Origin of the sequence: Pantoea sp. GCM10028869 (assembly GCF_042666835.1) — a bacterium.
Lineage (GTDB): Bacteria > Pseudomonadota > Gammaproteobacteria > Enterobacterales > Enterobacteriaceae > Pantoea > Pantoea leporis.
In genome coordinates this window covers 107,436-127,967 of record NZ_JBHTGO010000012.1, presented here as the reverse complement: position 1 = coordinate 127,967, position 20,532 = coordinate 107,436, and the positions used below count along the sequence as shown (strand labels likewise).

General features: G+C 56.1%; 13 protein-coding genes and 1 riboswitch. Of the genes, 7 read left to right on the top strand and 6 right to left on the bottom strand.

Features of this window, described 5'->3' with window-relative positions; all coding sequences use genetic code 11:
• Nucleotides 1–187: 187 nt before the first annotated feature.
• Nucleotides 188–3,871 carry a methionine synthase gene (gene metH, locus ACFQW4_RS22430; protein ID WP_377727728.1) on the top strand — a complete coding sequence of 1,228 codons (3,684 nt, stop codon included), beginning with the start codon at nt 188–190 and terminating at the stop codon, nt 3,869–3,871.
• Nucleotides 3,872–3,968: 97 nt separating this feature from the next.
• Here metH and ACFQW4_RS22425 read toward each other — a convergent pair whose 3' ends face one another.
• The 5 genes from ACFQW4_RS22425 to pgi form a co-directional block, all read right to left on the bottom strand.
• Nucleotides 3,969–6,059 carry a YjbH domain-containing protein gene (locus ACFQW4_RS22425; RefSeq protein ID WP_377727725.1) on the bottom strand — a complete coding sequence of 697 codons (2,091 nt, stop codon included), beginning with the start codon at nt 6,057–6,059 and terminating at the stop codon, nt 3,969–3,971.
• Nucleotides 6,059–6,796, bottom strand: a complete 738-nt coding sequence (locus ACFQW4_RS22420; RefSeq protein WP_377727722.1) for a capsule biosynthesis GfcC family protein — start codon at nt 6,794–6,796, stop codon at nt 6,059–6,061. The genes ACFQW4_RS22425 and ACFQW4_RS22420 overlap by 1 nt, the downstream gene beginning before the upstream one ends.
• Nucleotides 6,793–7,440 carry a YjbF family lipoprotein gene (locus ACFQW4_RS22415; RefSeq protein WP_377727719.1) on the bottom strand — a complete coding sequence of 216 codons (648 nt, stop codon included), beginning with the start codon at nt 7,438–7,440 and terminating at the stop codon, nt 6,793–6,795. The genes ACFQW4_RS22420 and ACFQW4_RS22415 overlap by 4 nt, the downstream gene beginning before the upstream one ends.
• Before the next feature lie 73 nt (nt 7,441–7,513).
• Nucleotides 7,514–7,762 (bottom strand): exopolysaccharide production protein YjbE, encoded by a 249-nt coding sequence (gene yjbE / locus ACFQW4_RS22410; RefSeq protein ID WP_101763117.1) that lies wholly within the window; start codon nt 7,760–7,762, stop codon nt 7,514–7,516.
• 523 nt (nt 7,763–8,285) lie between these two features.
• Nucleotides 8,286–9,932, bottom strand: a complete 1,647-nt coding sequence (gene pgi, locus ACFQW4_RS22405; protein ID WP_008109851.1) for a glucose-6-phosphate isomerase — start codon at nt 9,930–9,932, stop codon at nt 8,286–8,288.
• A 373-nt stretch (nt 9,933–10,305) separates the two neighbouring features.
• A riboswitch (Lysine riboswitch) is annotated at nt 10,306–10,500 on the top strand.
• 112 nt (nt 10,501–10,612) lie between these two features.
• Here pgi and lysC point away from each other — a divergent pair.
• The 3 genes from lysC (at nt 10,613) to panS (ending at nt 14,022) form a co-directional block, all read left to right on the top strand.
• A complete protein-coding gene (gene lysC / locus ACFQW4_RS22400) occupies nt 10,613–11,968 on the top strand; it encodes a lysine-sensitive aspartokinase 3 (protein ID WP_377727714.1) in 1,356 nt (451 codons plus the stop codon).
• A gap of 263 nt (nt 11,969–12,231) precedes the next feature.
• On the top strand, nt 12,232–12,924 hold the full coding sequence (gene aqpZ, locus ACFQW4_RS22395; RefSeq protein WP_377727711.1) for an aquaporin Z: 693 nt from the start codon (nt 12,232–12,234) through the stop codon (nt 12,922–12,924).
• A 174-nt stretch (nt 12,925–13,098) separates the two neighbouring features.
• Complete coding sequence (gene panS, locus ACFQW4_RS22390) at nt 13,099–14,022, top strand: ketopantoate/pantoate/pantothenate transporter PanS (protein WP_101763113.1); 924 nt, start codon at nt 13,099–13,101, stop codon at nt 14,020–14,022.
• Between the two features lie 87 nt (nt 14,023–14,109).
• Here the strand turns inward: panS and ACFQW4_RS22385 are convergent, their stop codons facing one another.
• Nucleotides 14,110–14,703 carry a YhgN family NAAT transporter gene (locus ACFQW4_RS22385; RefSeq protein WP_110868123.1) on the bottom strand — a complete coding sequence of 198 codons (594 nt, stop codon included), beginning with the start codon at nt 14,701–14,703 and terminating at the stop codon, nt 14,110–14,112.
• Between the two features lie 195 nt (nt 14,704–14,898).
• Here ACFQW4_RS22385 and asd point away from each other — a divergent pair, with 195 nt between their 5' ends.
• The 3 genes from asd (at nt 14,899) to glgX (ending at nt 20,530) form a co-directional block, all read left to right on the top strand.
• Nucleotides 14,899–16,008 (top strand): aspartate-semialdehyde dehydrogenase, encoded by a 1,110-nt coding sequence (gene asd, locus ACFQW4_RS22380; protein WP_101763112.1) that lies wholly within the window; start codon nt 14,899–14,901, stop codon nt 16,006–16,008.
• Between the two features lie 356 nt (nt 16,009–16,364).
• On the top strand, nt 16,365–18,551 hold the full coding sequence (glgB, locus tag ACFQW4_RS22375; RefSeq protein WP_377727706.1) for a 1,4-alpha-glucan branching enzyme: 2,187 nt from the start codon (nt 16,365–16,367) through the stop codon (nt 18,549–18,551).
• Nucleotides 18,551–20,530, top strand: a complete 1,980-nt coding sequence (gene glgX, locus ACFQW4_RS22370; protein ID WP_377727703.1) for a glycogen debranching protein GlgX — start codon at nt 18,551–18,553, stop codon at nt 20,528–20,530. Before glgB ends, glgX begins: the two co-directional genes overlap by 1 nt.
• Nucleotides 20,531–20,532 lie beyond the last annotated feature (2 nt).

Below are 20,532 nucleotides of genomic sequence, written 5' to 3'. Positions count from 1 at the left end.
ATTCGCATCAATGCTGGAAACCATTTTCGTTTTTAACCGCATTAATGCAAACGCTGACTTTCTGGTCAGACCTGTCATCGGCAATAGCTGAAAATGTCTCATCTGAGCTGACTTTTGATCACCTGCAAGTTGTGCCAGTATGACTGGCTGGCATATTAGCCAACGCAATGACGTGGACGGGGCGAGAGTGAGCAACAAAACAGAAATGCTGCAGCAGCAGCTGGCGCAACGCATTATGATTCTGGACGGTGGCATGGGCACCATGATCCAGAGTTATAAACTGAGTGAGCAGGATTTCCGTGGCAGCCGCTTTGCCGACTGGCCATCTGATTTGAAGGGCAACAACGATCTGTTGGTGCTAACCAAACCGGAGGTGATCCGCGAAATCCACGATGCCTATCTCGCTGCCGGCGCGGATATTCTCGAGACCAACACCTTCAACTCCACCACCATTGCGATGGCCGATTACGCGATGGAAGCGCTGTCGGCGGAGATCAACTTCGAAGCCGCCAAACTGGCGCGTGCCAGCGCCGACGCATGGACGGCGAAAACGCCGCATCGTCCGCGCTACGTGGCGGGCGTGTTGGGCCCGACCAACCGCACCTGTTCTATCTCGCCGGACGTCAACGATCCCGCCTATCGTAACGTCACCTTCAATCAGCTGGTGGAAGCTTACCGCGAATCGACGCATGCGCTGATCGCCGGTGGCTCCGACCTCATCATGATCGAAACGGTGTTCGATACCCTCAACGCCAAAGCGGCGATCTACGCGGTGCAGGCCGAGATGGAAGCGATGGGCGTGAAGCTGCCGCTGATGATCTCCGGCACCATCACCGATGCGTCCGGTCGTACGCTCTCCGGCCAAACCACCGAAGGTTTCTATAACTCGCTGCGCCACGCCAAACCGCTGTCGTTTGGCCTCAACTGCGCGCTGGGCCCGGACGAACTGCGCCAGTATGTGGCGGAGCTGTCGCGCATTGCCGAAAGCTATGTGACCGCGCACCCGAACGCCGGTTTGCCCAACGCCTTTGGTGAATACGATCTCGATGCGGCGATCATGGCTGAGCAAATTGGTGAGTGGGCGCGCGCCGGTTTCCTCAATATTATCGGCGGCTGCTGCGGCACCACGCCGGAACACATCGCGGCGATGGCGGCCGCAGTAGAAGGCGTTGCGCCGCGCCAGCTGCCAAAGATTCCGGTTGCCTGTCGCTTAGCCGGGCTTGAACCGCTGAACATTCAGGCCGATTCGCTGTTCGTCAACGTCGGTGAACGCACCAACGTCACCGGCTCGGCCAAATTTAAGCGTCTGATCAAAGAAGAGAAATACAACGAAGCGCTGGATGTGGCGCGCCAGCAGGTAGAGAACGGTGCGCAAATCATCGACATCAACATGGATGAAGGCATGCTGGATGCGGAAGCGGCGATGGTGCGCTTCCTCAATCTGATTGCTGGTGAGCCGGATATCGCCCGCGTGCCAATTATGATCGACTCCTCCAAATGGGAAGTGATCGAGAAAGGCCTGCAGTGCATTCAGGGCAAAGGCATTGTGAACTCTATTTCGATGAAAGAGGGCGTGGAACCGTTTATCGCGCACGCGCGCAAAGTGCGTCGCTACGGCGCAGCGATGGTGGTGATGGCGTTTGACGAAGCGGGTCAGGCGGATACGCGGGCGCGCAAAATTGAGATCTGTCGTCGCGCCTACAAGATTTTGACCGAAGAGGTTGGTTTCCCGCCAGAAGACATCATTTTCGACCCGAATATTTTTGCCGTGGCGACTGGCATTGAAGAACACAACAATTACGCGATGGACTTTATCGGTGCCTGCGAAGACATCAAGCGCGAACTGCCACACGCGATGATCTCCGGCGGCGTCTCCAACGTGTCGTTCTCGTTCCGTGGTAACGAACCGGTGCGCGAAGCGATTCACGCGGTGTTCCTCTATTACGCCATCCGCAACGGCATGGACATGGGCATCGTGAACGCCGGTCAGCTGGCGATTTACGACGATCTGCCTGCCGAACTGCGTGATGCGGTGGAAGATGTGGTGCTGAATCGTCGTGACGATGGCACCGAGCGCTTGCTGGAGCTGGCGGAGAAGTATCGCGGCAGCAAAAGCGACGGCGAGCAGGAGAAACAGCAGGCCGAATGGCGCAGCTGGGACGTGGTAAAACGTCTGGAATACTCGCTGGTGAAAGGCATCACCGAGTTTATTGAGCTGGATACCGAAGAGGCGCGCCAGGCAGCAGCGCGGCCGATTGAAGTGATTGAAGGGCCGCTGATGTCCGGCATGAACGTGGTTGGCGATCTGTTCGGCGAGGGCAAGATGTTCCTGCCGCAGGTGGTAAAATCAGCGCGCGTGATGAAGCAAGCGGTGGCCTATCTCGAACCTTATATTCAGGCCAGCAAAGAGGCCGGACGCAGCAACGGCAAGATTGTGCTGGCAACGGTAAAAGGCGATGTGCATGACATCGGCAAAAATATCGTCGGCGTAGTGCTGCAATGTAACAACTACGAAATCATTGACCTCGGCGTTATGGTGCCGAGTGACAAAATCCTCAAAACCGCGATTGCCGAGAACGCCGATATCATCGGGCTTTCCGGCCTGATCACGCCGTCGCTGGATGAGATGGTCAACGTCGCCAAAGAGATGGAGCGCCAGGGATTCACCATCCCGCTGCTGATTGGCGGCGCGACTACCTCGAAAGCGCATACCGCAGTGAAAATCGAGCAGAACTATAGCGGACCAACGGTCTACGTGCAGAACGCCTCGCGCACCGTGGGCGTGGTGTCATCGCTGCTGTCCGAAACGCTGAAAGAAGATTTCGTGGCGCGCACGCGCAAAGAGTACGACACGGTGCGTATTCAGCACGCGCGCAAAAAGCCGCGCACGCCGCCGGTGAGCCTGCAAACTGCGCGCGATAATGATTATGTCATTGATTGGGAAAGCTATACGCCGCCGGTGGCGCACCGCCTCGGTGTGAGTCCGGTCGAAGCCAGCATTGAAACGCTGCGCAATTACATCGACTGGACGCCGTTCTTTATGACCTGGTCGCTGGCCGGCAAATATCCGCGCATTTTGGAAGATGAAGTGGTAGGCGAAGAGGCCAAACGCCTGTTTGCCGATGCCAACGCCATGCTCGATATGCTGAGCAGCACCGGCACGCTCAATCCACGCGGCGTGGTGGGAATTTTCCCGGCCAACCGTGTCGGCGATGACATTGAAATCTACAGCAACGAGAACCGCAATCAGGTGCTGTGCGTCAGTCATCACTTGCGTCAGCAGACCGAGAAAACCGACTTCGCCAACTACTGTTTGGCCGACTTTGTGGCCCCAAAATCCAGCGGCAAAGCCGACTATCTCGGCGCGTTTGCGGTTACCGCCGGAATTGAGGAAGATGCGCTGGCCGAGGCGTATGACAAGCAGCACGATGATTACAACAAAATCATGGTGAAAGCGGTGTCGGATCGCCTGGCAGAAGCCTTTGCTGAATATCTGCACGAGCGCGTGCGGAAGGTGATTTGGGGCTTTGCCGCCCATGAAAATCTCAGCAACGAAGAGCTGATTCGCGAGAACTATCAGGGCATTCGTCCCGCACCGGGTTATCCGGCTTGTCCGGAACACACCGAGAAAGCACCGATCTGGCAGCTGCTGGAGGTAGAAAAACATACCGGCATGAAGCTCACCGAATCTTTCGCCATGTGGCCAGGCGCAGCGGTTTCCGGCTGGTACTTCAGCCATCCTGATAGCAAATACTTCGCCGTGGCGCAGATTCAGCGCGATCAGGTGGAAGATTACGCCGCGCGTAAAGGCATGAGCGTGAGCGAAGTTGAGCGCTGGCTAGCACCCAATTTGGGTTATGACGCAGATTAATAGTCGGTAACGCGCAATAAATGGCGCCGCTACGGTATGTGCACCTCTCCGTAGCGGCGCGATTTATCGCGCGGGTTTCACACCACCCGCGCTGATGTTAATTAAATCGCGCATCACGATCTGACGTCAGGTCATACAGCTGATATTTACGACCCAGCATCTGCCCACCATCTCGCGTCAACGGCACCCAGTTCACCTGCGCGCGGCCTCGCGTTGGCGTCACGGTAAACAGATCCATCGGCACCGAAATGTAGAAGCCTTTGGTGAAGTCGCCTTCGCCATAGGCTTCCGCCGACACGTTGGTTTTGGTGGCGTAGAAGCCCACCATCACGCCGCTATCAAACCGCTTCGACACATCAACGGTAACGCCTTTATCCTTCGCCAGATATTCACCGACGCTGGCTTTCACCAATACGTCCTGCATAAACCACGGACGCCAGTACGCGGTGAAATGTCCGGTTGGCGCTTTGTAATCGGTGAACTGCATCATGTTGTCCCAATCACGCTGCTTCACGTAGTTGGCATCAACCCCGAAGGCCCAGTTGCTATCTATCGGACGATACAGCACTTCGCCGCCGACGCCGCCGTACATGGTTTCCAGATAACCGCCGTAAACCTGGCCGTAGAAACCGTTGCCCAGCGCCTGCATGTAGTTGGCTTGCAGATCGTTAACGTAAACGTTGTTCTCAACGTAATCACGAATATGCGTACGCACGCGCGGCAGCGTTGAATCCGCCGGTGCGCCGTTGTAGTTGAACTTATCGTAGTTATTGGCGAGGTTGCCAAACAGGCTGCCGCCGACCAACAGGTGATCGGTAAGCCAGTAATCGGCGTTGGCCATCACGCCAACCTGATACATGTAGAAGCTTTCCGGTCCGCCGACGGACTGATTCAGCACCGGCGACAGGCTGTAGTTCAGACGATCTTTGCGGATAAAGAAACCTTGCTCGGTGGCACCGGGATCGACCGGATTTTCACGCGTCTGCTGCAGCGGCTGTTCATGCCCCAGCGGATAACCCACGAGTTCGTTATGCAGGCTGGCAACGTTGGTGCGCGTGCTCACCTGCGGCATATTGAAGCGCGACTCGGTGACGTTGATGGTATCGATGCCGGCCGGCAGGTTGTTCATGATAATGCGATTGGCGCGATCGACCCCTTCGCGCGTATCGCGATATTTGGTCTGCTCGCCGGACACATACAACGTGCTGCCTTTGGTTTGAATATGCGGGCCATTCAGTCCTGCGTTGTACTTCAGATCGGTCAGCTGGTTTGCCACCACCGTTGGCTGCAACAGATCGCCCTGCGGCTGCGGGTTGTAGGCCGGCTTCTCGCTATCGATATGCGACTGATGCAGATCGTTGAAATTGGTGCGCAGGGTAAAGCCGAACATAAAGGTGTTGCCGCGCTCGTAGCTGGCGTTGATGTCCGCCCAGTCGGTGAGGCGATAAATCGCGCCGACGTTGACCTTACTGCGCTGATCCAAACGACCGGCGAAATCATCCTGATAATCGTTGCCTTCGTACTCCAGCTTGAGGCGCAGCGGCTGCCACGGTGTTTGATACTCTACGCCGCCAAACAGCGCCGCCGGACCGTGGAACATCTGCGAGCCATTAATTGAACCCGCTTCGCCACCGCCGGTGCGGCTACAGAAGCTGTCGCTGTAGGAGCAGAACGGGTTCTTAATGGTGCCGCTGTTGCCGAGATAGCCCCAGCCCAGACCCAAGGTGAAATCGAACGGGCCCCACGCTTTGCTCGCCACCAGATATTCGCTGTCGAACAGACCGGTACCGCCTAAATCGCGTGAGCCAACCGCCACTTCTGGCAGCCAGTAGCTCTCTTGCCATAGGCGCAGCTTCACATCGAAGGCTTTATCTTTATAGCTTTGGTTGCCGCTGAAACCTTCTACTGCGCTGTAACGGCGGGTACGCACATCGGTATAGCGTACGGTGGTTTCCAGCCACGGGAACAGCTGCAGCGAGGCAGAATAGTAGCGATATTGATCGTTATCGCGGAAGTTGACGCTAAATTCGCCCTCTTTCGCCATACGCGCGGTGGGCGTCTGCATCAGGCCAACGCCACCAAAATCCGATTGAGAAGGACCGACCGGTTCAGGCCAGGTTTCCGCATGCACCTGGCAAGCGGCGGAAACAGAAGCAGCCAACAGGCTGAGAAGTAATTGTTTTTTCATCAGTCTGGTATCCGGTGAGTCAGAACGGAAAGCATGCGCTCATTCAAATCGCTGTGGCCCCATGGCAAGCTCCATGAGGTGAAACCGAGCCAGATAATGCTGCCGGGTTCCACTTCAATATGGCGATGATTCCAGTAGGCAACCGGAACTTGCTGGGTGCTGCCGGACGGCGCAATCACCGTGGCATAGCTGCGTTCCGCGCCGGACAGACGATCGTGGCCTTCGAGGTAATCACGCACTTCGCGGCCCGGCTGCCAGCGCGCTTTACCCGGATTGCTCAACGCCCCCAGCACCAGTACCTGCGTCGGCTGCACCAGCGTATAGAGGTCATAGCTGCCTTGCAGCGTGCGGTTATCCTGTGGACGCAGACGTACGTCATCGGGATCGAGCGAGGTGAACTGGCGGCCCGTTACCTGCAGCGCGCCAAGCTGGTGGATAACCGAGCCGATGGTTGCGGCCAACGACTCGCCGCTGTCGGCTTGCCAGGCGCGCAGATCGGCCAGCAGCTGCTTCTGTTGCTGCTGTGCTACCGCCGTTGCGCCGCGTTCGGCAATCACCGTGCCCGGCCACCAACTGCGCAGTTCAGGATGGGTGAGCAACTGACTAAGATTCTGCGCATCGTTAATTTGCAGTGTGTTTTTTCCCGGCAGATCGTGAACGGTGACTTGCGCCGCCGCCTGTGCGTGGCCAGCCGTGAGCAGCGTCAATGCTGCCAGCATTGGAGTTATTTTTTTCATGATTTCGCCGGCTTCAGAATGGTGGTTTCAACGGGGAAGGCATCGGCGGCCAGCATCTGGTTGGCCTGCAATACCGTGCCATCACGGTTATCGATCCAGAAGGTGTTCTGCCACTCCGCGCCTATGTTCTCCATGCGCACGGTTTCATGCCAGACGCGGCACGGTACGCGTTCACCGGCGATATCCAGCACCGTATCGTCACCGCGCTCGAAGCGGGAAACCGCTGTGGCGGCACGCACTTTATCTTGCTCGCGCCACTGCACCACGCGCGTCCAGCTGGCACCGTTTTGCAGATGCAGCGCATTGGCGAGCGGATCCTGCGCCAGGTTACTGACGTCAGCGAGGTTGCTCGGTAAACCCAGGGTTTTGATCAGACGGCCATGCTGCATCACCAGCATCGCTTTATCCTGGGTGATCCACTTCTGCTGGCCGTTTTCGTTGTAACCGAGCACCACGAAGATGCGCGGTCCTTCATTGATGCGGGCATAGAGGCTGGCGTAGGGCAGGTTAGCAACCTGCTCGTTGGTGACCGTGACATCATCCGGGCCATTCACGGCCAGCATCACGGTTTGTTCGAGACCTTTTTGTGTTTGTGTGCAGGCCTGCAACAACAGGCAAAGAAGTAGCAAAGAGAGTCGGCGCACGGTGTATCCCTGTCTAAATAAGCCAAGCAAAAAATAACCACACGGGTGTGTGGTTATGCTTAAAGGTGCTACATCAACGAGTGGTGCTCGTTGTGGTGGTTGTTGTTGTACCGGTATTTGCACCGTCACCGCCGCCAGAAGCAGCAATGCCGAGACCCACTAACGCACCGAGCGCGCCGATACCCACAGCGGTAGACGCGCCGGAAGAGATTGCTCCCGCCTGCGCGCCTGCTGCAGCACCAGCTTCTTCCGGCGCGGCAATCGCAGCGGAAGAAACGGCAACGTAAAGTAAGGCTGCACCGGCAACCATCAGTTTTTTCATAACAACGTTTCCTGCATTTATATGAATCAATGAATGTAGGATTTACCCAGATTTCGGGCGCGTTCAGTATAGGGCAACAAATTACCAGAGTTCAGCATGAGTAAAAGAGGGCAGGAAGTCGGGGTTTTTCTGGTGATAAATACGGCGAATTGGCGTTAGCTGCTTTTTTTTAACGCCTTTTTTCAGGCTGATAGGATAAGTGAATGGCTGCGCATTTCACGGCAGAGTTTTTCACTTTTGCACTAATTATTGGTACGGAATGGGAATAATCGGAATTTACTTATAAGGCTTAAATTAAAATCTTAGATCTATCAGATGGATAAACTATTTGTCGGGTTAAATTAGGTCCATTTTTAATCCAGGTAAGGTGCGGTAAATTGAAATGAATTACGAATTTCCTTACGCCACTTTAAGAATTTTCTAACCCTGTTTAAGGCAGTAATTAATAATATTGCGAGTGAGATGGCATGGTTGACAAAGAAAAGGCGGCAATTACGCCGCCTTATGTAAATTAGCCGGAAAATTAACGCCAGGATTTGTAGCGATTAATTAAGCCATTGGTGGAGCTATCGTGGCTGCTAATTTCAGCGTCATTTTCCAGTTCTGGCAGAATACGGTTTGCCAGCTGTTTACCCAACTCAACACCCCATTGGTCAAAGGTGAAGATGTTGAGAATCGCGCCCTGAGTGAAGATCTTGTGCTCATATAGCGCAATCAGTGAACCCAGGCTGAACGGGGTAATTTCACGCAGCAGGATGGAGTTGGTTGGGCGGTTACCTTCGAACACTTTGAACGGCACGATGTGCGCGACAGATTCGGCAGATTTACCCGCATCGGTAAACTCTTTCTCCACCACATCGCGTGACTTACCAAACGCCAGCGCTTCGGTCTGCGCGAAGAAGTTCGACAGCAGCTTTGGATGGTGATCGGTCAACACGTTGTGGCTCAGTGCTGGTGCGATAAAGTCGCACGGAATCAGTTTGGTGCCCTGATGAATCAGCTGATAGAACGCATGCTGGCCGTTGGTGCCAGGCTCGCCCCAGATGATTGGGCCGGTCTGGTAATCCACTGGATTACCTTCACGATCAACGTATTTACCGTTGGATTCCATGTTGCCCTGCTGGAAGTAAGCAGCAAAGCGATGCATGTACTGATCGTACGGCAGAATCGCTTCGGTTTCGGCACCAAAGAAGTTGTTGTACCAGATACCGATCAGCGCCAGCAGGACCGGCAGGTTCTGCTCGGCAGGCGTGTTGGCGAAGTGCTTATCCATGGCGTGCGCGCCGCTCAACAGCTGCTCGAAGTTCTCGAAGCCGATGGAGAGAATGATCGACAAGCCGATAGCTGACCACAGTGAATAGCGGCCGCCAACCCAATCCCAGAACTCAAACATGTTGTCGGTATCAATACCGAACTCACCCACCGCTTTACCGTTGGTCGACAGCGCAGCGAAGTGCTTCGCCACGTGCTGCTGATCGCCCGCAGTTTTCAGGAACCAGTCACGCGCGCTGTGGGCGTTGGTCATGGTTTCTTGCGTGGTGAAAGTTTTAGATGCCACGAGGAACAGCGTGGTTTCCGGGCTGAGATCTTTCAGCGTTTCGGCGATATGGGTGCCATCGACGTTAGAAACAAAGTGCATGTTCAGGTGGTTTTTATACGGACGCAGCGCTTCGGTCACCATGAACGGGCCGAGGTCTGAACCGCCAATCCCGATATTCACCACGTCGGTGATGGCTTTGCCGGTATAGCCTTTCCAGTCGCCGCTGATGATGCGCTCGGAGAAGCCTTTCATCTTCGCCAGCACCGCGTTGACTTCCGGCATCACATCTTTGCCGTCCACCACAATGGGCGTGTTGCTGCGGTTACGCAGCGCAACGTGCAGAACTGCACGCTCTTCGGTGCGGTTGATCTTCTCGCCTGAGAACATTGATTTGATGGCGCCTGCCAGATCGGTCTCTTTAGCCAGCGCCTGTAATTTTTCGAGGGTTTCCTCGGTGATGCGGTTTTTTGAGAAATCCACCAGCATCTGGTCATCGAAAGTGGCAGAGAATTTCGCAAAACGATCGGCATCTTGCGCAAACAGGTCGGCGATTTGCACCGATTTCATCTGCTCAAAATGCTGCTGCAGCGCTTTCCAGGCAGCGGTTTGGGTCGGATTGATATTTTTCATGGCAACACTCTAGTTGATATAAGAACCGTCATTCCATCCGGGGCGTCCTGCTGGCCCGGCATCCATAGCATTCTTGCACGGGGATGAGTATGACCACAGTTACTGGCTAAGGGAAAAAATTTGTGACCGTGGCCGCACTGTTTCAGGTAAATCCGGCAGCGATTGTCGGTGCTGCGCCAGCAGAATTCCCTGTGCCGCATCAGAAAAAAGCCGCTTTTGTCTGATTCGGACACTACTTTAGGCCGCTGTTGGTGGGCGCGTTTGTTCAACGATGCGTTTACCGAAGTGTAAAAGTGAGAAATCCTCAAAGTGCGGGGATGGACAGGGGGGAAAATAATCAGTAATTTATGCGCGCTACTTACACCTCCGGGTGTAAGCCAGAAGAGGCGCGTCGCCCAGGCAGTGTGTTTGAGGATCCGTATCCGCAGAGAACACATCAGGGGGTGTGACGCCGAGGTGGGGCAACACGCGGGGTGTTGCACTGTCGGCTGCAGGGGCTGAATCCTCTGGGTTGTCACCAGAATCGTCCACAGTCGGACGGTTCGCAAGGTGAAGCGCTTTTGGTGACTTGTCTACTACTGATCTTGTCTGCCCAATTCTGCTCTTCTCTTGTGCCTAGGCTGCTACTATGTCTTCCGCCCCAAAACGGAAGAAAGATAACCTGACACGGGGTTCGTCATATGTCCCAAAATCTTATCGTGGCTAAATTTGGCGGCACCAGCGTTGCCGATTTTGATGCTATGAACCGCAGCGCAGATGTTGTGCTGTCGGACGCCAATACCCGCTTAGTGGTGCTCTCTGCCTCCGCTGGCGTGACCAATATGCTGGTTGCCCTTGCTGAAGGCCAGGAACAAGCGCAGCGCGCTTACCTGCTGGATGAAATCCGCCGTATTCAATATGCCATCATCGATCGTCTGCAATCGCCGGATGTGATCCGCGATGAGATTGATCGCATGCTGGAAAACATCACCATGCTGTCTGAAGCCACCTCGCTGGCGACCTCACATGCGCTAACCGATGAGCTGGTGAGCCACGGTGAGCTGATGTCGACGCTGCTGTTCGTGGAGATTCTGCGCGAGCGTCAGGTCAACAGCGAATGGTTTGACGTGCGTAAAGTGATGCGCACCAGCGATCGTTTTGGCCGCGCAGAACCCGAAGTGGCGACGCTGAAAGAGCTGGCCGCAACGCAGCTGCAGCCGCGCATTGCGGAAGCGCTGGTGGTGACGCAGGGCTTTATCGGTAGCGAAATCAAAGGGCGCACCACCACGCTTGGTCGTGGCGGCAGCGACTATACCGCTGCGCTGCTGGGCGAAGCGCTGCAGGCCGCGCGCATTGATATCTGGACCGATGTGGCCGGTATCTACACCACCGATCCACGCGTGGTGTCCACCGCTAAACGCATCGAAGAGATTACCTTTGAAGAAGCAGCGGAGATGGCGATCTTTGGTGCCAAAGTGCTGCATCCGGCCACTTTGCTGCCGGCCGTGCGTAGCGATATTCCGGTGTTTGTCGGTTCGAGCAAAGATCCCGCTGCAGGCGGTACGCGCGTGTGCAACGAAACCAAAAATCCACCGCTGTTCCGTGCGCTGGCGCTGCGTCGTAAGCAGACGCTGGTAACGCTGCACAGCCTGAACATGCTGCATGCACATGGCTTCCTCGCCGAAGTGTTTAACATTCTGGCGCGCCACAGCATCTCCGTTGATCTGGTGACCACTTCCGAAGTGAGCGTGGCGCTGACGCTGGACAGCACCGGTTCAACCACCACCGGCGACAGCTTGCTGACCCAGGCGCTGTTGACCGAGCTCTCTTCACTGTGCCGTGTGGAAGTGGAAGAGAATCTGGCGCTGGTGGCGATCATTGGCAACAACCTGTCAAAAGCGTGCGGCGTCGGCAAAGAAGTGTTTGGCGCACTCGAGCCGTTCAACCTGCGCATGATTTGTTACGGTGCCAGCAGTTATAACCTTTGCTTCCTGGTGCCAACCCCAGATGCCGAGGAAGTGGTACGTGCGCTGCATAAGAATCTTTTTGGTTCTTAAGGCCAGTTTTTAGCATGCGGAATCAAGCCGGACCGGGTCCGGCTTTTTTATTGGTGAAATTTTTTAAACAATAATTCAGGCCAGCGGCATTCACTGCTTCGCGCCAGACATTTCTGATGAACCCCGTCATATCTCGCGAGAACCGTCTCAAATACGCTGCTATCGCCTAAAAATCACTCTAATCCCTTATTCTTCGGTTGCGCTTCAATCGCCAAAAACGATAATCCCGCCGCGAAAACATTAAATTATTTGAGGGAACAGAGATGAAAAGATTAGTGGCTGAAACGCTGGGCACTTTCGTGCTGGTGTTGGGCGGTTGTGGCAGTGCGGTTTTGGCCGCGGCGTTTCCAGAATTGGGTATTGGTTTTGCCGGTGTTGCGCTGGCGTTTGGTCTGACGGTGTTGGTGATGGCATTTGCCGTCGGCCATATTTCGGGCGGCCATTTTAACCCGGCGGTGACCATCGGTCTGACGGTTGGCGGACGTTTCCCGGCGGCGCAGGTTGTGCCTTATATTATCGCGCAGTTGGTGGGTGCGGTTGCGGCTGCCGGCGTGCTGTATTTGATCGCCAGCGGTAAAGCCGGTTTCGATGCCGTGGCCAGCGGCTTCGCGTCGAACGGTTACGGTGAACATTCGCCGGGGGGCTTTAGCCTGCAGGCGGGCATGATCGCCGAGCTGGTGCTGACCGCCGTATTCCTGATTGTGATCATGGGCGCGACCGATAAACGTGCTTCGGCTGGCTTCGCGCCCATTGCAATCGGCCTGGCGCTAACGCTGATTCACCTGGTGAGCATTCCCGTCACCAATACCTCAGTCAACCCGGCGCGCAGTAGCGGTGTGGCGATCTTCCAGGGCGGCTGGGCATTGGAACAGCTGTGGATGTTCTGGTTGTTACCGATTATCGGTGCCGCGATTGGTGGTGCGATCTACCGCTTTGCACTGGAAAAAGCAGAGTAACTTTGCCGTATTTCAGCGGATCGGCAGCAGCCGATCCGCATTTTGCCCCGCAAGCGACTTCCCGCCTTACGTCAAGATAATGAAATGTTATGATCCCGCGTCCGTCGCTGTGGTCGTTCCCTGCGCGACATTTCATCTGTGGCAATATAAAAAAATTCCTAAGGAAGTCTGGTTATGCTCGGCAAACTTACCCGCCTGTTCCCGCTCTGGGCCGTGCTGCTCTCGGTCGCTGCTTATTATTCTCCTGGCACCTTTCTCGGCATTGGGCCGTGGGTGACTTACCTGCTGATGCTGATTATGTTCGGCATGGGCGTGACGCTAAACATTGATGATTTCAAACGCGTGCTGGTGCGTCCGGCGCCGGTGATCGCCGGGACTTTCCTGCATTATCTGGTGATGCCGCTGGCCGCGTGGGGCCTGGCGAAGCTGTTCCAGATGCCACCGGATCTGGCGGCAGGCATGATTCTGGTCGGCAGCGTGGCCAGCGGCACCGCTTCTAACGTGATGATTTATCTGGCGAAGGGCGATGTGGCGCTGTCGGTGACCATCTCATCCGTGTCGGCGCTGGTAGGTGTATTCGCCACACCGCTGCTGACACGCTTCTACGTTGATACCCACATTCAGGTGGATGTGGTCGGCATGCTGCTCAGCATCGTGAAAATCGTGGTGATTCCGATTAGCCTGGGTCTGATTATCCATCACTCCATGAATAGCGTGGTGCGCCGCGTTGAGCCTTATCTGCCGGCGTTTTCGATGGTGTGCATTCTGCTGATCATTAGCGCGGTGGTGGCTGGCAGCCAGGGCTTTATCGGTTCTGTCGGCTTGATGGTGATTGTGGCGGTGATCCTGCACAACGCGATCGGTCTGTTGGGCGGTTATTGGGGCGGTAAGCTGTTTGGCTTCGATGAATCGACCTGCCGCACGCTGGCGCTGGAAGTGGGCATGCAGAACTCAGGTCTGGCGGCGACGCTGGGCAAACTTTACTTCTCGCCGTTAGCGGCCTTGCCGGGCGCGCTGTTCTCGGTGTGGCACAACCTGTCAGGTTCGCTGCTGGCCGGTTACTGGTCGGGTAAACCGATCGATAAGAAGCAGAAGTAATATTCAAAAAAGCATCACATTCAATTCATGCACATAGCGTAGCGGCGCAATAAATTGCGCCGCTACGCTGCCTGCGCTCTGAATGTATTACAGCTTCAGATAGGTACGAATCCCATCCAGGAACATCTGCGTCGCCAGCATAATCAAAATCAATCCCATCAGGCGCTCCAGCGCGTTAACGCCTTTGTCACCCAGCAGGCGTAAAAACAGACCCGACATCAGCAGAATCACCACCGTCAAACCCCACGCGATCAGCAGCGCGCCGACCAGATGCGTCATTTGGTTGGGATATTGATGCGACAACAGCATCAGCGTCGCCAGCAGCGACGGACCGGCCACCAGCGGAATCGCCAGCGGCACGAGGAACGGTTCTTCACCGGCCGGCAAGCCACTCGAGCTGCTCTCCTCTGACGGGAAAATCATGCGGATGGCGATCAGGAAAAGAATGATGCCGCCGGAGATCGACACGGTTTCGGTGCGCAGATTGAGAAACGCCAGGATGCGTTCACCGGCGAATAAAAACAGCAGCATCAGAATCAGCGCAATCAGCATTTCGCGCATCAGTACCACGCGGCGGCGTTTGGGTTCCAGATGCTTCAATACCGACATAAAAATCGGCAGGTTGCCCAGCGGATCCATAATCAACAGCAGCAATATGGTCGCGGATATCATTTCAGTCATGTTGGTTAGCCATTATTAGTTGTACTGCTGAAAAAGTTGGCGCAATCGAATTAATTCACTTGCCAGAAGTGCTGCATTTTGTAGAGTTGACGGTCATAGGTAAACCTGATTATTACGCAGACCGGCACGATTATCCGGCCAGTCTTTTCCTCGCACCACACGGCCTCTTTCGAGAGCACCCGAGACGGACAGAAAATGAAGAATGTAGGTTTTATTGGTTGGCGTGGCATGGTCGGCTCAGTGCTGATGTCACGCATGAGCGAAGAACGCGATTTTGATGTCATCAATCCGGTCTTCTTCTCCACGTCACAGCTTGGTCAGGCGGCACCCACATTCGGCGGTAAGTCGACCGGTGCGCTGCAGGATGCTTTTGATATCGAGGCGCTGAAGGCGCTGGATATTATTATCACCTGCCAGGGCGGTGATTACACCAGTGAAGTCTATCCAAAGCTGCGTGAAAGCGGCTGGCAGGGTTACTGGATTGATGCAGCTTCCACGCTGCGCATGAAAGATGACGCCATCATCATTCTCGATCCGGTTAACCATAACGTGATTCGTCAGGGCCTCGACAACGGCATCAAAACCTTTGTCGGCGGTAACTGCACCGTCAGCCTGATGCTGATGTCGCTGGGCGGTCTGTTTGCTAACGATCTGGTTGAATGGGCCTCGGTGGCGACTTATCAGGCGGCATCAGGCGGCGGCGCGCGTCATATGCGTGAACTGCTGACGCAGATGGGCATGCTGCATGACCACGTGGCGAAATCGCTCCAGGATCCGGCTTCGGCAATTCTGGATATCGAACGCAGCGTGACCGATTTCACCCGTTCTGGCACTTTGCCAACCGACAATTTCGGCGTACCGCTGGCGGGCAGCCTGATTCCGTGGATCGACAAGCAGCTGGATAACGGCCAGAGCCGCGAAGAGTGGAAAGGCCAGGCGGAGACCAACAAAATCCTGCGTACCAGCAGTGTGATTCCGGTTGATGGCCTGTGCGTGCGCGTTGGTGCGCTGCGCTGCCACAGCCAGGCATTCACTCTGAAGCTGAAAAAAGACCTGCCGCTGAGCGAAATCGAACAGCTGCTGGCCTCGCATAACGAATGGGTGAAAGTGGTGCCAAACGACCGCGACATCACCATGCGCGAACTGACGCCAGCCGCCGTCACCGGCACCCTGACCACGCCAGTAGGCCGCCTGCGCAAACTGAACATGGGGCCGGAATACCTTTCTGCCTTCACGGTGGGCGATCAGTTACTGTGGGGCGCGGCTGAACCGCTGCGCCGCATGCTGCGTCTGCTGATCGACTAAGCGCAGCGGCAAACCAGAAAGGCCGGGGTTTCCCGGCCTTTTTTTATTATCCAGGCTGCAAAAATTCATGCAAATTGCGCCTGACAAGTGATCCGCTTCCCTTTTTTGCTTGCCCGATAAGTATTTTTCACGATCCTCCCTGGCTTCTGCTATCCCCAAGCTATGATTTAACAGAGATGTGCCGGTTGTTAACTGTTTTTGTTTTTTCGAACTGAATGGTTGTTGTACACGGTGAAGATCTTTCCCACGGACGGTTGTGTCCTCACGGTGTACCTATGGCTCAATGAAAAGCAGCGCACCCGAGGCGATAATCCTGCCGACTCTGGTCGCCTGCGCAAAATCATAGGAAGAAAGTCATGTCAGAGCTTCCCGATCGCCAGGCGATCAATGCCCTTTTTGCCGGGAATTATGCCGATCCCTTTTCACTACTGGGCATGCACCAAACGGCTGCAGGCCTTGAAGTGCGTGCGTTGCTGCCCGATGCCTCCGATGTTTGGGTCATTGAAACCAACACCGGACGCAAATGCGCCCAGCTTACCTGCCTCGACTCACGCGGTTTCTTCAGTGGCGTGATTCCGCGTCGTAAAAACCGCTTTGGTTATCAGCTGGCAGTGAACTGGCACGGCCAGCAAAACCTGATTGATGATGCCTATCGCTTCGGCCCGCTGCTGGAGGAGATGGATGCATGGTTATTGGGTGAAGGCACGCATCTGCGTCCCTACGAAACCCTAGGCGCGCACGGCACCACCATTGATGGCGTGCACGGCACGCGGTTCGCCGTTTGGGCACCTAATGCGCGTCGCGTATCGGTGGTAGGCGAGTTCAACTTCTGGGATGGCCGACGTCATCCCATGCGTTTTCGCCGTGAACTTGGCGTCTGGGAACTGTTTGTGCCGGGCGCGGTAAACGGCCAGCTGTATAAATTTGAAATCGTGGATAATTCCGGCCAGATGCGCATCAAAGCCGATCCCTTCGCCTTTGAAGCGCAGATGCGTCCGCAAACCGCCTCGATGATCTGCGGGCTGCCGCCGAAAACCGAGATGCAGCCGCAGCGTAAGGCCGCCAATGCTTTTGACCAGCCGATTTCGATTTATGAAGTGCACCTCGGTTCATGGCGACGTCACACCGATAACAACTTCTGGCTCAGCTACAAAGAGCTGGCGGAACAGCTCATTCCTTACGTTAAAGAGATGGGCTTCACGCACATCGAACTGATGCCGATTAACGAACACCCCTTTGATGGCAGCTGGGGCTATCAGCCGCTCGGCATGTATGCGCCGACGCGCCGTTTCGGTACGCGCGATGAGTTCCGCCACTTCGTGGCCGCCGCGCATGATGCTGGCATTAACGTGCTGCTCGATTGGGTGCCTGGCCATTTCCCAAGCGATGATTTCGGCCTGGCGAAGTTCGATGGCACCGAACTCTACGAACACAGCGATCCGCGCGAAGGTTTTCATCAGGACTGGAACACGCTGATCTACAACTTTGGTCGCCGTGAAGTGAGCAATTATCTCTCCGGCAACGCCTTGTACTGGATGGAGCGTTTCGGCATTGATGGGCTGCGCGTCGATGCGGTGGCATCAATGATCTACCGTGATTACAGCCGCGCCGAAGGCGAATGGGTGCCGAACCAGTTTGGTGGACGCGAGAACCTCGAAGCGATTTCGTTCCTGCGTCACACCAACCGCGTTTTGGGTCGCGCCGCACCGGGCAGCGTCACGGTGGCGGAAGAGTCCACCGATTATCCCGGCGTTACGCGCCCTTCAGAAGATGGAGGCCTCGGCTTCTGGTTCAAATGGAACCTCGGTTGGATGCACGACACACTGGACTATATGAAGCTCGACCCGGTGCATCGCCGTTATCATCATCAGCTGATGACCTTTGGCATGATCTACAACTACACCGAAAACTTCGTGCTACCGCTGTCGCATGACGAAGTGGTGCACGGCAAACGTTCGATTCTCGATCGCATGCCGGGCGATGCCTGGCAGAAGTTCGCTAACCTGCGCGCCTATTACGGCTGGATGTGGGGTTTCCCCGGTAAGAAGCTGCAATTTATGGGCAATGAATTTGCGCAGGGTCGCGAATGGAACCACGACACCAGCCTCGACTGGCATCTGCTGGAAGGTGAGGATAACTGGCACAACGGCGTGCATCGTCTGGTGCGCGATCTCAATCACACCTATCGCCATTACGCGCCGCTGCATCAACTCGACTTCGATGGGCAAGGTTTTGAGTGGCTGGTGGTCAATGACTACGAAAACTCCGTGTTTGTATTTGTGCGCCGCGATCGCGACGGCAATGAAATCATCGTAGCCAGCAACTTTACGCCAGTGGCGCGTCACAACTATCGCTTTGGCGTCAACCAGCGTGGCGGCTGGCGCGAGATCATGAACACCGACCAGCACGATTATCACGGTAGCGACACGCGCAATCACGGCGTGGTACACACCGATGAGATAGAGAGTCACGGTCGGCCGCAGTCGCTGAGTTTGACCTTACCGCCGCTGGCAACGCTTTGGCTGGTGCGGGAGAGCGACTGATGCTGGAGCAGGGGCAGCCGGAACCGTTAGGTGCGCACTATGATGGGCACGGCGTTAATTTTACGCTGTTCTCCCAGCATGCCGAACGCGTTGAACTCTGCCTGTTCGACGCGCACGGTGCTGAGCGCCGTTTCGCACTGCCCGCGCGCAGCGGTGATATCTGGCACGGCTATTTTCCCGCGCTGAAGCCCGGCCAGCGCTACGGCTATCGCGTACACGGTCCGTGGGCGCCGCAGCAGGGACATCGCTTCAATCCGGCTAAGCTGTTGGTCGATCCCTGCGCCAAAGCGGTGGCGGGTGAAGTGGCGGACGACGCGCGTTTCAACGGCGGCGAACGTGAGCTAAATGGTTTGGATAACGCCGCCATCGCGCCGAAATCGTTGGTGACTGCCGAAGATTTTGACTGGGAGGACGATCACGCGCCGCGCACGCCGTGGGGCAACACGGTGATCTATGAAGCGCACGTACGCGGCTTAACCCAGCAGCATCCGGAAATTCCGGAAAGATTGCGTGGCACTTATGCGGCGCTGGGTCATCCTGCTATGGTGAAGTACCTGCGCCACCTCGGCATCACCGCGCTGGAACTGCTGCCGATTGCCCAATTCACCAGCGAGCCGCGCCTGCGCCGTTTGGGATTGAGTAATTACTGGGGCTACAACCCCTTTGCCTCGTGGGCGGTGGATGCGCGTTACGCCTCGGGCGAAAACGGTTTAACGCCGCTGCAGGAGTTTCAGCAGGCGGTTAAAGCACTGCATGCCGCGGGCATCGAAGTGATTCTGGATGTGGTGTTCAACCATACCGCCGAGCTGGAAGAGATCGGGCCAACGATTTCCCTGCGCGGCGTGGATAACGCCAGCTATTACTGGCTGGATGGCAACGGCGACTATCAAAACTGGACCGGCTGCGGCAACACGCTGAATCTCAGTCATCCGCAGGTGATGACGTGGGCGCTGGAAGCGCTGCGCTACTGGGTGCGGGTTTGCCATGTTGATGGGTTCCGTTTTGACCTCGCCAGCGTGTTGGGACGCACACCGGAGTTTCATCAGGATGCGCCGCTGTTTGCCGCCATCAAAGCCTGTCCGCTGCTGTCGCAGGTGAAGCTGATTGCTGAGCCGTGGGACATCGGCCCCGGTGGTTATCAGGTCGGCAACTTTCCGCCGGACTTCGCCGAGTGGAACGACCATTTTCGCGATGCGGCGCGCCGTTACTGGCTGCATGGTCAACTGAATAATGGCGATTTCGCCCGCCGTTTTGCCGCATCCAGCGACGTTTTCCAGCGTGAGGCGCGGCTGCCGCACGCCAGCATCAATCTCATTACCGCTCACGACGGCTTCACGCTGCGCGATGTGGTGAGTTTTAACAACAAACACAATCAGGCTAACGGCGAAGACAATCGCGACGGCAGCAGCAGTAACTTCAGCCATAACCACGGCAAAGAGGGACTGCAGGTCAATTTCGATATTGTCGAACGGCGGCGGCGCAGCGTGCATGGCTTACTGACCACGCTGCTGCTGGCGCAGGGCACGCCGATGCTGCTGGCGGGTGACGAACGCGGTCACAGCCAGCATGGCAACAACAACGCCTATTGTCAGGACAACCCGCTGACCTGGTTGAACTGGCAACAGGATGATTTTGGCCTGGTCGACTTCACTGCTGCGTTAATCCGTCTACGCCAGCGCATTCCCGCGTTGACGCAGGATCGCTGGTGGCAGGAGGGCGATGGCAGCGTGCAGTGGTGCAATGCCAGCGGCACACCACTGGAAACCGAGCAGTGGGAACAGGGGACGCACCGAATGCAGATCCTGCTCTCCGGCCGCTGGTTAATAACAATAAACGCCACGGAATCGGTGAGTGATATCGCCTTACCAGACGGAGAGTGGCGTGCCATTCCTCCTTTCGCCGGGGAAGATAACCCCATCCTGACAACTGTCTGGCACGGTCCCGCACACGGTGTGTGTGTGTTCCTAAAGCAATCATAAGG

Excerpts from the sequence above, each read along its gene's own strand:
- lysC (WP_377727714.1), top strand. The coding sequence starts at position 10,613 with ATGTCCCAAAATCTTATCGTGGCTAAATTTGGCGGCACCAGCGTTGCC.
- ACFQW4_RS22420 (WP_377727722.1), bottom strand. The coding sequence starts at position 6,796 with ATGAAAAAAATAACTCCAATGCTGGCAGCATTGACGCTGCTCACGGCT.
- glgX (WP_377727703.1), top strand. The coding sequence starts at position 18,551 with ATGCTGGAGCAGGGGCAGCCGGAACCGTTAGGTGCGCACTATGATGGG.
- asd (WP_101763112.1), top strand. The coding sequence starts at position 14,899 with ATGAAGAATGTAGGTTTTATTGGTTGGCGTGGCATGGTCGGCTCAGTG.
- glgB (WP_377727706.1), top strand. The coding sequence starts at position 16,365 with ATGTCAGAGCTTCCCGATCGCCAGGCGATCAATGCCCTTTTTGCCGGG.
- aqpZ (WP_377727711.1), top strand. The coding sequence starts at position 12,232 with ATGAAAAGATTAGTGGCTGAAACGCTGGGCACTTTCGTGCTGGTGTTG.
- yjbE (WP_101763117.1), bottom strand. The coding sequence starts at position 7,762 with ATGAAAAAACTGATGGTTGCCGGTGCAGCCTTACTTTACGTTGCCGTT.
- pgi (WP_008109851.1), bottom strand. The coding sequence starts at position 9,932 with ATGAAAAATATCAATCCGACCCAAACCGCTGCCTGGAAAGCGCTGCAG.
- ACFQW4_RS22385 (WP_110868123.1), bottom strand. The coding sequence starts at position 14,703 with ATGACTGAAATGATATCCGCGACCATATTGCTGCTGTTGATTATGGAT.
- ACFQW4_RS22425 (WP_377727725.1), bottom strand. The coding sequence starts at position 6,059 with ATGAAAAAACAATTACTTCTCAGCCTGTTGGCTGCTTCTGTTTCCGCC.
- panS (WP_101763113.1), top strand. The coding sequence starts at position 13,099 with ATGCTCGGCAAACTTACCCGCCTGTTCCCGCTCTGGGCCGTGCTGCTC.